Annotated in this window: 10 protein-coding genes; 6 read left to right on the top strand and 4 right to left on the bottom strand. The window is 71.1% G+C overall.

Annotated elements, in window-relative coordinates:
- Nucleotides 1-42 precede the first annotated feature (42 nt).
- Both map and IQ210_RS33060 read left to right on the top strand, forming a co-directional pair.
- Nucleotides 43-900 carry a type I methionyl aminopeptidase gene (gene map / locus IQ210_RS33065; RefSeq protein ID WP_059191404.1) on the top strand — a complete coding sequence of 286 codons (858 nt, stop codon included), beginning with the start codon at nt 43-45 and terminating at the stop codon, nt 898-900.
- A 114-nt stretch (nt 901-1,014) separates the two neighbouring features.
- Nucleotides 1,015-1,662: a biliverdin-producing heme oxygenase gene (locus IQ210_RS33060; RefSeq protein WP_194082858.1), complete on the top strand. Its 648-nt coding sequence runs from the start codon at nt 1,015-1,017 to the stop codon at nt 1,660-1,662.
- On the opposite strand, the gene IQ210_RS33055 is transcribed toward IQ210_RS33060, so the two are convergent.
- From IQ210_RS33055 to IQ210_RS33040, 4 genes are read right to left on the bottom strand one after another with little or no spacing between them, the layout of a single operon-like run.
- A complete protein-coding gene (locus IQ210_RS33055) occupies nt 1,652-2,326 on the bottom strand; it encodes a PhzF family phenazine biosynthesis protein (RefSeq protein WP_194082857.1) in 675 nt (224 codons plus the stop codon). The two genes, IQ210_RS33060 and IQ210_RS33055, sit on opposite strands and share 11 nt — an antisense overlap.
- Nucleotides 2,319-3,191: a hypothetical protein gene (locus tag IQ210_RS33050; RefSeq protein ID WP_194082856.1), complete on the bottom strand. Its 873-nt coding sequence runs from the start codon at nt 3,189-3,191 to the stop codon at nt 2,319-2,321. The genes IQ210_RS33055 and IQ210_RS33050 overlap by 8 nt, the downstream gene beginning before the upstream one ends.
- An 11-nt stretch (nt 3,192-3,202) precedes the next feature.
- Nucleotides 3,203-4,684 (bottom strand): HtaA domain-containing protein, encoded by a 1,482-nt coding sequence (locus IQ210_RS33045; protein WP_194082855.1) that lies wholly within the window; start codon nt 4,682-4,684, stop codon nt 3,203-3,205.
- A 35-nt stretch (nt 4,685-4,719) separates the two neighbouring features.
- Complete coding sequence (locus IQ210_RS33040; RefSeq protein WP_194082854.1) at nt 4,720-6,135, bottom strand: HtaA domain-containing protein; 1,416 nt, start codon at nt 6,133-6,135, stop codon at nt 4,720-4,722.
- A gap of 110 nt (nt 6,136-6,245) precedes the next feature.
- Between IQ210_RS33040 and IQ210_RS33035 the strand changes: the two genes are divergently transcribed.
- From IQ210_RS33035 to efeO, 4 genes are all read left to right on the top strand, one after another.
- Nucleotides 6,246-7,271, top strand: a complete 1,026-nt coding sequence (locus IQ210_RS33035) for a heme/hemin ABC transporter substrate-binding protein (RefSeq protein WP_194082853.1) — start codon at nt 6,246-6,248, stop codon at nt 7,269-7,271.
- Complete coding sequence (locus IQ210_RS33030; protein ID WP_194082852.1) at nt 7,268-8,353, top strand: FecCD family ABC transporter permease; 1,086 nt, start codon at nt 7,268-7,270, stop codon at nt 8,351-8,353. Before IQ210_RS33035 ends, IQ210_RS33030 begins: the two co-directional genes overlap by 4 nt.
- 910 nt (nt 8,354-9,263) lie before the next feature.
- Nucleotides 9,264-10,085, top strand: coding sequence for a heme ABC transporter ATP-binding protein (locus tag IQ210_RS33025; protein ID WP_194082851.1), 822 nt, complete (start codon nt 9,264-9,266; stop codon nt 10,083-10,085).
- Between the two features lie 209 nt (nt 10,086-10,294).
- On the top strand, nt 10,295-11,449 hold the full coding sequence (efeO, locus tag IQ210_RS33020) for an iron uptake system protein EfeO (protein WP_194082850.1): 1,155 nt from the start codon (nt 10,295-10,297) through the stop codon (nt 11,447-11,449).
- Nucleotides 11,450-11,453 lie beyond the last annotated feature (4 nt).

The raw sequence follows: 11,453 nt of genomic DNA, 5'->3' as shown, positions 1-11,453 counted from the left end.
CAGGGACATGTTCCCCCACCGGGGCTCGTTAGACTCGCTGGCATGTCTGGCCAGTCGCTGCTCGTCCCAGGGGAGCTGTCCCCCACCCGTTCCGTGCCCGGAAACATCCGTCGCCCCGAGTACGTCGGCAAGCCCGCGCCGACGCCGTACACCGGTCCGGAGGTGCAGACGCCCGAGACGATCGAGGCGATGCGCATCGCCGGCCGTATCGCGGCCCGGGCGATGGCCGAGGCGGCCAAGAAGATCGCGCCCGGCGTCACGACCGACGAACTGGACAAGGTGGCGCACGAGTACATGTGCGACCACGGCGCCTACCCCTCCACGCTCGGCTATCGCGGCTTCCCCAAGTCGCTGTGCACGAGCGTCAACGAGGTGATCTGCCATGGCATTCCGGACTCGACGGTCCTCAACGACGGCGACATCGTCAACCTCGACGTGACGGCGTACATCGGCGGGGTGCACGGCGACAACAACGCCACGTACCTGGTCGGGGAGGTCGACGAGGAGAGCCGCCTGCTGGTGGAGCGCACCCGCGAATCCCTCGACCGCGCGATCAAGGCGGTCAAGCCGGGCCGCCAGATCAACATCATCGGCCGGGTCATCGAGTCGTACGCCAAGCGCTTCGGCTACGGCGTCGTCCGTGACTTCACCGGGCACGGCATCAACTCGTCCTTCCACAGCGGCCTGATCATCCCGCACTACGACAGCCCGCACGCGACGACGGTCATCCAGCCCGGCATGACGTTCACGATCGAGCCGATGCTGACGCTGGGCACCCACGACTACGACATGTGGGACGACGGCTGGACGGTCGTCACGAAGGACCGCAAGCGGACGGCGCAGTTCGAGCACACGCTGGTGGTGACGGAGACCGGCGCCGAGATCCTGACGCTGCCGTAGCCCGCCGGGACCCGTCCCCCCTGCTGGGGGCGGGTTTTTTCTTGTACGGTTTTACCGACAGGCTGTCGGCAAGCCTATTGACTTAGGTAAGCCTTACCTTAGAGGATATGGCGCATGGACTCCTTCTCGACAGTCATCCGCACCGCGTCCCACGAACAGCACGTCGAGGCGGAGACCTCGTCGTTCATGAGCGACCTGCTCGGCGGCCGGCTGGGCGTCGACGCGTACGCGCGCTACACCGAGCAGCTGTGGTTCGTGTACGAGGCGCTCGAGGCCGGCGCGGACCGGCTGGCGTCGGACCCGGTGGCCGGGCCCTTCATCCAGCCCGAGCTGTACCGGCTGGGCGCGCTGGAGCGGGACCTGGAGCATCTGCGGGGACCCGGATGGCGTACGGGACTGTCGGCGCTGCCCGCCACCCGGGCGTACGCGGACCGGGTGCGCGAGTGCGCCGAGCGCTGGCCCGCCGGATACATCGCCCACCACTACACGCGCTACCTCGGCGACCTGTCCGGCGGCCAGATCATCCGCGACAAGGCGGAGCGGACCTGGGGCTTCGCGCGCAAGGGCGACGGGGTGCGCTTCTACGTGTTCGAGGGGATCGCCAACCCGGCGGCGTTCAAGCGGGGTTACCGGGAACTGCTGGACGCGGTCCGGGCGGACGACCTGGAGAAGCAGCGGATCGTGGCGGAGTGCAAGCGGGCGTTCGCCCTGAACACCGCCGTCTTCCACGCCCTGGGCGAGGAGTTCCCGCTCAGCGCGTGAAGTGCGGCTGCCGCTCCGGCTCGCGTTCCAGCACCACCCGGCCGCCGATCTCCACCCAGCCGTAGGGCTGCGGGGCGGTGAGGATCTGGGAGCCCGCGCCCTGGGTGATGTTCAGGGCGCGGCCGAGCAGGTCGGTGAGCAGGATCGCCGCGGCGCCCGTCGCCTCGTCCTCGTCGATGCCGTCGTCCCGGCCGGGGAAGGCGCGGGCCCTGACCCGCCCTGCGGGCTCGTCCTCCCAGGCCCACGCGTAGATCCACTCCCCCTTGGGCGGTACGGGGAGATCGTCGACCTCGGCGGCGGAGGCGTACTGACGCAGTGTCCTCGGCGGGGCCCACTCCGCCCGCGCCTCGATCCAGCTGAACTCCCCGTCCAGCCGGGCCCCCACGGGCCCCGCGGGCGTCACGAGCTCGGGCACGTCCAGCAGCCAGGCCGTCCCGACGCAGGGGTGACCGGCGAAGGGCAGCCGCAGGGTGGGGGTGTAGATGTCGATGACGCCGCGCTCGGGGTCGTCGACGAACACGGTCTCGCTGAAGCCGAGTTTGCCCGCGAACGCCTGGCGTTCGTCCCTGTCGGGCAGCACGGAGCCCTCACGGACGACGCCGAGTTCGTTGCCGTATCCGCCGTTGGGCGCGCAGAAGACGCGGAGGACGTCGTAGTCAGTCACGGGGGCATTGAAACATTGCGCGGGCGGCGAGGGCGTCCCAGGTGGCGGCTCCGCCGGGGAGGGGCTGTACGGTCGTGGGCTCCGCGGCGTACGGGAGCGAGGCGATCATCTCCGCGTATCCGCGTTCCATCGCGGCCCGTTGCGGTGCCGGGCGGGTCGCGAGGTGACGCATGCGGTGCTCGTGGTCGTGCGTGAACCGCTCGGCCGCCTCGCGCCAGACCTGGTCGTCGGGGACCTGGCTCAGCACGACGGACTCCGGGGTCCGGCCCTCCGCGAGCGCCGCCACGGCCCGGTCGTGCCCGTCGAGGATGACGAAGCCGTCGAGGAAGGTCACCCACCACAGCAGGACGGGCGCGAGGGTGCCCTCGCGGGCGTGCTTGCGATACGCCTTCACCCGTCCCGCGTCCGGCGCCGAGAGCCGCCGCAGCGGCAGGACTCCGTGCCAGCCTCCGCCGCAGTACAGGCCCAGCTGCCCGGCCGGCCACTCCTGTACGAAGTCCTCGGTCCAGATCCCGGGCGGGAACCCGGTGCGCAGCGCCAGCTCCCAGCGGCCGTCCCGCAACGGCGTTCCGTCCGCCTCCTCCAGCCAACGCGTGTACTGGTGAGTCCAGTTGAGGGATGAACGCTGATCCGCCGAGCGCAGAGGCGGCAGCGGGGAGCGGTAGCCGTCGAGCCGGTGGAGGTGGAAGTCCGGACAGCAGCCCGCGCCCACCGACCTTCCCAGCAGCAGCGGTTGTTCGCCCTGCCGCAGCAACAACCGGCGCCCGTCGGCCCGTTCGAAACGCAACGCGGCCGGGCCGGGGCGGCTGTGCACGTTCAGTACCAGCTGCCCCGGCCCCAGCAGTTCTCTGTGCCCCCTGTTCATGGGGACCAGTTCTACGCCTGCGTACGCCGTCTCCGCACCGCAAATACCACGCCCGCGCCCGCCGCGACCGTCACCGCGGCCGCCGCGCCCAGCACGCCCGTCGGGGTGCTGGAACCGGTGGTGGCCAGGGCGCCGCCCGTGACGCCGCCGGTCGTGGAACCGGTCGTGCCGGACGCCGTGCCGCCCGTCGTGCCGGACGTGTCGCCCGAGGGGCTCGCGGACGCCGAGTCGTCGTCGTCCGTCGGCAGGGTCGCGTCGTCCGTCACGGCGAGCGCGAGGTCCACCGGGTCAAGCGCGGTACCGGCCGTGTAGAAGCCGCCGAAGGCCTTCGCGCCGGCCTCGGTGAGGGTGGCCTCGACGTCGTTGACGGTGATGACGTCGTCCGTCGCCGTCAGGTCCGCCTTCGCGGCCTTCAGGTCGGCCAGGACCACGTCCTCGGTCTTCTCACCGAGGCTGGTGACGTCGGCGGTGAGTTCACCCTTGCCCGCGTCGAGCGTCGCGTGGACGTCGCTCAGGGTCAGGTCGAGGCCGTACTCGCCGTTCTCCTCATGGCCCTTGAAGTTCACCGCGCCCTCGAACGCGGCGGCGAGGGTGTCCGCGTCGGTGTCGTACTCCCCCGTCGCGTCGACGAAGGTGAAGACCCCGTTGCCGGCCGCCTGGCTCGCCCCGCCCGAGGTCGTGATCTCGCCCTTGGCCACGCCGTCCACGACGTAGGTACGGAAGGACTGCTTCACACCCCAGCCGAGCGTGCCGTCGGCTATGTCGCCCGCGGTCGCCGCCGGTTCGGTGGTGGTGGCGGGGGTGGTGGACGGGGTCGGTGTGGGTGTCGCGCTCTCGGTCGCCGTGGGGGCGGGGGTCGGGGTGGGGGTCGCCGTGGCCGTCGGGGTCGGCGTGGGCGTCGGCGTCGGTGTCGGGGACTGCGTCTTCTGTACGACCGTCAGCGGGTCGCCCGCCGCCCCCTCGTAGCTCGCGCTGCCGAAGACGTCCGCGGCCTCCTTCGTCAGCTTGGTCGTCATGTCCGTCATGGCACGGGTGACCGTGACGTCGGCGAGCGGTACGTCCTGTGTGGTCGTACCGGACTTGGTCACGTCCGCGGTGATCTCCGCCGCCGCGCTGTCGAACCGCACGTCGGACAGGGCGATCTCGAAGCCGTGCAGCTTGGACTCGATCTTCAGGCTGCCCTGGAAGCCGAGCGCGAGGGTGTGCGCGGTGGAGTCGTAGGTGCCGGTGCCTTCGGTGAAGGTGAAGGCGCCGTTGTCGGCGGCCTGCTTCGCCCCGTCCGTCGCGGTGAAGGTGCCGGCCGCGAAGCCGGTGACGTACGTGCGGTACGACTGCTTGATGCCCCAGGTCAACTCGTAGCCACTGAGCGGGACTTCGGCCGCCGAGGCGCTGGTCGCGCCGGCCATGGTGAGCGCGGTGGCACCGACGGCCGCGGCGGTGGCGACGGCCGCGGCGAGGGCGAGGGGACGGCGGCGAGGTCGTCTGACGGGCATGGTGCGGTTCTCCTTGCGATACGAGGTAAGGGGGTTCAGTCCTCTTGCGAGGCGGATGCCGTGGCGTGCGTACGGCGCGTGCGGATCACCGCGAAGGCCGCGGCCGCCAGCAGCAGCGAACCGGCGGCGAGGCCGATCGGCAGGGCCGGGCCCGTGCCGCCGTCGGACGACGTGCTCGCGACGGGCTCGGCGGAGGTGTCGGGCTCGGGCTCGGATGACTTCTCGGCGGGGGTTCCGCTCGCCGTGGGCGTACTGCCCAGGTCGGGGAGGGCGGGGAGTTCGGCGTCGTCGGTGAGGGCGACGGCCAGGGACACCGGGTCCATGTCGGTGCCCGCCTGATACATGCCGGCGAAGGCCTTGGCTCCCCGTTCCGTGAGCTTCGCGGGGGCCTCGGTGACCGCGACCAGGCCGTTCCTCGCCTTGAGGTTCTTCGCGGCGAAGGTGACCAACGGGACCTTCTTGCCGGTGAAGTCGGCGGTCGTGACGTCGGCGTAGAGCGTGCCCTTGTCGTTCTCGACGGTGACTTTCACGGCGCTCAGTTTCAGGTCGAGCCCGTGCGCCCCCGTGAAGCGCACCGCACCCTTGAATGCGGCCTGGAGGTCACCGCTCTCGAACGTGCCCTCCCCCGCCGGGAAGCGGAAGAGCGCTCCGCCGTCCTGGGCGCCCGCCGACAGGGTCCACTTGCCCTGGGCGATGTCGCCGGTGACGTACTCGCGGAAGGTGCGGCGGACGCCCCAGTCGACGGCACCGTCCTCGATGCCGTCGCCCGAAGTCCTTTTCGGAGACGGGGACTTGGACTGGGTGGCGGCCGGTGTCGGGGAGGCCTTCGCCGCCGCCCGGACGTCCGCCGAGAGGCTCACCGGGTCCAGGGCGGTGCCGGCCGTGTAGTAGCCGGCGAAGGACTTGGCGCCCTGCGAAGTGAGGGTGGCCGGGAGGTTGTTGAGGACGACGGCGTTGCCGCCGCCCTTCATGTCGATGCCGCCCAGGGAGAGGGCGGCGAAGGGCACCTGGCGGGACGTCGTGACCGTCCCGGTGCCCTTCGCCTTGCTGGTGACGTCCACGTAGAGGGTCCCGGAGGAGCCCGCGACGCGGACGGTGGGGCGGCTGAGGGTGAGGTCGAGCTGGTAGGTGCCGGCGTCGGTCCGGTGGCCGACGAAGTGGACGCCGCCGGAGAAGGCGGCGGTGAAGGCGCCGGTGTCGCCGTCGTAGGAGCCGGTCGCGGAGTGGAAGCGGAAGGCCCCGCTGCCGACCGTGGCCGCGCCGCCGGTCAGTGAGTAACTCCCCTTGGCGACGGGGCCGGTGACATAACTCTGGAAGGAGGACTTGACGCCCCAGTCGAGGCGCCCGCCCTGCACCGTACGGCCCGTCGCGTGCGCGGTGGCCGCCGGGAGCGCGACGGCCATGACGGCCACGCAGACCGCGGTGACCAGGGCACGGAGACGTGCGGGCATGGGAGGTCCTCCGGAGACGACTGCCGGTAGCGAACAAAGGTAAGGCTAACCTAAGCTCCGATGGGCGGGAATGACAGGTTCCCGCCGACCGGACCCACGGCACCGACGGAATGGACGGACCAGTGCGACGCTTGCGCACACGACTGGCGGGTGCACTGCTGACGGTGCTCGCCCTCACGACCGCGACGGGCTGCGGAGGCGGGGGCGGGGCCTCGGCGGCGGCCGGCGCCACCCCCTCGGCGAGCGGCAACGCGGTGGAGCCCCTCGCCGACACCCCCACCCCTCGACTGCCCGTCACCGTCGACTCCGGCGGCGGCGAGAAGGTGACCGTCGAGAAGGCCGGGCGGATCGTGCCGCTCTCCGGCAGCCTCAGCGAGATCGTCTTCACCCTCGGGCTGGGGGGCCGGGTCGTCGCCCGGGACATCACCGCGACCTTCACTCAGGCGGCGAAGCTCCCGGTTGTCACCCGCGGCCACGACGTCTCCGCCGAGAGCGTGCTGTCGCTGAAGCCCGACCTGGTGCTCGCCGAGACGACGACCGGCCCCGAGGAGGCGATGGACCAGATCCGCGCGGCCGGCGTCCCGGTGCTCGTGATCGACCCGGCGGACGGGCTCGCCGACGTCGGCACCCGCATCCAGGCTGTCGCCGACGCGCTCGGCGTACCGTCGGCCGGCGAGGCACTCACGCGACGCTCCGAGGAGCGGATCGCCGCCGTACGCAAGGAAGTTCCCCGGCACACCGACCCACCCCGCGTCGCCTTCCTCTACCTCCGCGGTTCCGCCTCCGTGTATCTCATCGGCGGCAAGGGCTCGGGCGCGACGTCGCTCATCGAGGCGGCCGGGGCGGTCGACGCGGGGGCCGAGTCGGGGCTGGAGAAGGACTTCACCGCCCTCACGAGCGAGGCGTTGGTGAAGGCGGCGCCGGACGCGATTCTCGTCATGACCAAGGGACTTGAGTCGGTAGGCGGGGTCGACGGACTGGTGAAGATCCCCGGGGTCGCCCAGACGCCGGCCGGGCTGGACCGCAGGGTCGTCGCGGTCGAGGACGGGGTCCTCCTCAACTACGGGCCGCGTACCGACCAGGTGCTGGAGTCGGTCGTGACGCAGCTGTACGCGAAGGAGGGTGGGGCGTCGTGACCGTACTGGAGAAGGCCGCGTCCCGGGCCGCGCCGGAGGAAGCGGCTCGAAGACGGCACTCGGTCTCCTGGCTGCTTACGGTCGGTCTGGTGGTCGGGCTGCTCGTGCTGGTGCCGGTCGCGGCGGGGGTTGGCGCGTATCCGATTCCGGTGGGGGACGTCCTGTCGTCGGTGCTGCATCAAGTCGGGCTCGGTGGCCGGGAGTTGGGCCGGGTGGCGGAGTCGGTGCTGTGGAACGTCCGCTTCCCTCGGATCGTGCTCGCGCTGCTCGTCGGGGCCTCGCTGGGGTGTGCGGGGGCGCTGATGCAGGGCGTGTTCGGCAATCCGCTCGCCGAGCCGGGGGTCATCGGCGTCTCCTCGGGGGCGGCGGTGGGGGCGGTCGCGGCGATCGCGTTCGGGGTCAACTTCCTTGGAACGTGGACGGTTTCGGCGTTCGCGTTCGTCGCGGGGCTCGGCACGGTGCTGCTGGTGTACGCGATGTCGCGGTCCGGGGGCCGGACCGAGGTCGTGACGCTGATCCTCACGGGGATCGCGGTGAACGCGTTCGCGGGGGCGTTGATAGGGCTGTTCCTGTTCTTCGCGGATACGGCGGCCGTCAACCAGATCACCTTCTGGCAGCTGGGGTCGCTGGCACAGGCGACGTGGCCGAAAGTGCTCGCGGTGTTGCCGTGTGCGGTGCTGGGGTTGGCGGTGGCTCCCTTGTACGCCCGGCGACTGGATCTGCTGTCGCTCGGGGAACGTCCGGCTCGGCATCTGGGGGTGGATGTGGAGCGGTTGCGGGTGGTGCTGGTGCTGGTGATCGCGTTGCTGACGGCGGCGGCGGTGAGTGTGGCCGGGATCATCAGCTTCGTGGGGCTTGTGGTGCCGCATCTGCTGCGCATGGCTGCCGGGCCGGGGCATCGGTTTCTGGTGCCGGGGAGTGCGTTGTTGGGGGCGGGGGTGTTGCTGGGGGCGGATCTGGCGGCCCGCACGGTTGCCGTTCCGGCGGAGTTGCCGTTGGGGGTGCTGACGGCGTTGCTGGGGAGCCCGTTCTTCTTCTGGCTACTGCGGAGGACTCGGCGCAGGCAGGGGGGATGGGCGTAGGGGGTGGTCGTGTGTCGTGTGTCGCGTGCGGGTGAGCGGGGGCTGGTCGCGCAGTTCCCCGCGCCCCTTAGGGCGTCAGGGCTGGCCCGCACCTTCCAGTTCGCCCGACCATGAAGCCTCACCGCCACCACCCCCAACACCCCGTTCTACTCCCCCAGCGCCCCCAACTCCCCGCTCCATCCCTCCGCCCCCAACCCCCGGGCCCCATTTCTCCCCCCAACCCCGACCCCTTTCCTACGCCTCCCAACCCCCGGCCCCTTTTCTCCGCCCGCCAACCCCGAGCCCATTCCTCCACCCCCCAACCCCCGGCCCCACTTCTCCGTCCCCCCAACCTCCAGCTCCATTCCTCCAGCCCCAACCCCCCGCCCCCCCTTCTCCGCCCCCCAACCCCGGCCCGTTTTCTCCACCCCCCAACCCCGAGCCCCATTCCTCCACCCCCCACCCCCAGCCCCACTCCTCCACCCCCCAACCCCCAGCCCCACTCCTCCACCCCCACCCCCAGCCCCACTCCTCCGTCCCCCAACCTCCAGCTCCATCCCTACGCCTCCCAACCCTGGGCCCCGTTTCTCCCCCCAACCCCGAGCCCCATCCCTCCCCCTCCCACCCCCGGCCCCATTCCTCCAGCCCCAACCCCCGGCTCCCCCTTCTCCGCCCCCCGGCTCCCCCTTCTCCACCCCCCGGCTCCCCCTTCTCCCCCCCCCGCCTCCTTTTCTCCGCCCCCGACCCCGGCCCCCGTTTCTCCTCCCACACCCCCCAGCCCCATTCCTCCCCCCCCCCAACCCCCAGCCCCCATTCCTCCGCCACCCCCAACCCCCACCCCCATTCCTCCGCCGCAACGGCGCTAAGCCCCCACATCGCATCCCGGCGGTGCCGAACCCTTCTCAGCCCCTCCCCTCAAGGACCCCTGCCGATGAAGCTCCTCCGCCCTCGCCCCACTCCCCCTCCCCCCTCCGCCCCCGGCGACGTACTCGCCGAAGCCGCAGCCCTCCACATACGCCTCGGCCCCCGTCCCGTCCTCCACAACATCGATCTCAGCGTTCGTGCCGGCGAAGTTCTCGCCCTCGTCGGGCCCAACGGGGCCGGGAAGTCCACGCTTCTCTCCGCTCTCGCCGCCGATATCCCGGCCGGCGACGGAGTCGTACGTGTTCACGGTCGCCCCGCAGCCGACTGGTCGGCCCCCGATCTCGCTCTCCGTCGGGCCGTCCTTCCTCAGTCCACCGCCCTCTCCTTTCCCTTCTCCGTCGAGGACGTCGTGCGGATGGGGCGGGCCCCCTGGGCCGGCGTCGATTCCGAGGGGGACGACGCCGTCGTGGCCGAAGCGATGCGGCAGACGGACGTCACCGGCTTCGCGTCCCGTCCCTTCTCCGCGCTCAGTGGTGGTGAGCGGGCCCGGGTCGCGCTCGCTCGGGTGCTTGCCCAGCGGGCGCCGCTGCTGTTGCTCGACGAGCCGACCGCCGCGCTCGATCTCCGGCATCAGGAGCTGGTGTTGCGGGTCTGCCGGGAGCGGGCCCGAACCGGGGACGCCGTCGTCGTCGTACTGCACGATCTGGGGCTCGCGGCGGCGTACGCGCATCGCGTCGCGATCCTGTGCGCCGGGCGGGTCGTGGCCGATGGGCCCCCGCAGGAGGTGTTCGAGGAAGGGGTGTTGTCGGAGGTCTACGGCCACGCCGTGGAGGTGCTGCCGCACCCGCGGACCGGGGCGCTCCTCGTCACCCCGGCCCGGAATCTGTGAGTCACCTTTGGGCCGCTCTTGGCATTCCCTTGGGGTCCGTTTTAAGTCACCGTGATCGGCTCGTGCCCTTACAGCGTCTATGAGAGGTGAATCACGGCACGACCGGGTATCACGCAGGTAAGCCTCGGTTAAGTTAGGGCAGCCTCACCAATCCGTGTGAGCGCTGTCACGTGATTTTTCGGCCACCCACGCCACCCACGGGAGCCTGCATGCGAGCCGTCCGTCTGTCCGCCGTCACCGCCACCGCCACCGTGGCGGCTCTGACCGCCCTCACCGGATGCACCGAGAAGGGCGGCGACGCGAGCGGCGACCGGGTGATCAACGTGACCGCCACCGACAGCAAGTGCGAGGTGTCGACGAAGGAGTTCCCGGCCGGGCACGTCGAGCTCGCCATCGAGAACAAGGGCTCCAAGGTCACCGAGGTCTACCTCCTCTTCCCCGACGACCGCATCGTCACCGAGCGCGAGAACATCGGCGCCGGCACCAAGCAGCGGGTCACCGCCGAGGTGAAGGCCGGTGACTACACCATCGCCTGCAAGCCCGGCATGAAGGGCGACGGCATCCGGCAGGACGTCAAGGCCACCGGCGGCACCGTCGCCAAGCGCGACCCGCGTCTCGACAAGGCCGTCGCCTCGTACCGCACCTATGTGCAGGAGCAGGCCGACGCGACCCTGCCGCTCGCCGAGACCTTCGCCAAGGCGGTCAAGGACGGGGATCTGGAGGCCGCGCAGAAGGCTTACGCCCCTTCCCGGATCGGCTGGGAGCGGACCGAGCCGGTCGCCGAGTCGTTCGGGGACATCGACCCCAAGGTCGACGTCCGTGAGGACGGCCTGGAGGAGGGGCAGGACCCGGCGAAGGACTGGACCGGCTGGCACCGGCTGGAGAAGTCCCTCTGGAAGGACAAGAAGCTCACCGCGCGGGACTCCGAGCTCGCCGACCAGCTGATCACCGACCTCACCGACTGGCAGAAGCGGGTCGGCAAGGCGGACATCACCCCGACCTCCATGGCCAACGGCGCCAAGGAGCTCCTCGACGAGGTCGCCACCGGCAAGGTCACCGGCGAGGAGGAGCGCTACTCGCACACCGACCTCGTCGACTTCAAGGCCAATGTCGAGGGCGCCGAGAAGTCGTACGAGCTGCTGAAGGCCGTCGCCAAGGAGAACGACCCCGCCCTGGTGACCGAGCTGGACAAGCAGTTCGCCGCGCTGAACACGCTGCTGGACAAGTACCGGGCGGACAAGTCGTCGTACGACTTCACCTCGTACGACGAGGTCGGCGACGCCGACCGCAAGGAGCTGTCGGACGCGGTGAACGCGCTCGCGGAGCCGCTGTCCAAGCTCGCCGCCGCCGTCGTCGTGAAGTGAGTGG

It is taken from the genome of Streptomyces justiciae, from assembly GCF_015163075.1.
Lineage (GTDB): Bacteria > Actinomycetota > Actinomycetes > Streptomycetales > Streptomycetaceae > Streptomyces > Streptomyces justiciae.
Note: the sequence above shows the minus strand (reverse complement) of the source record. Positions and strands in the feature narration are given on the sequence as shown.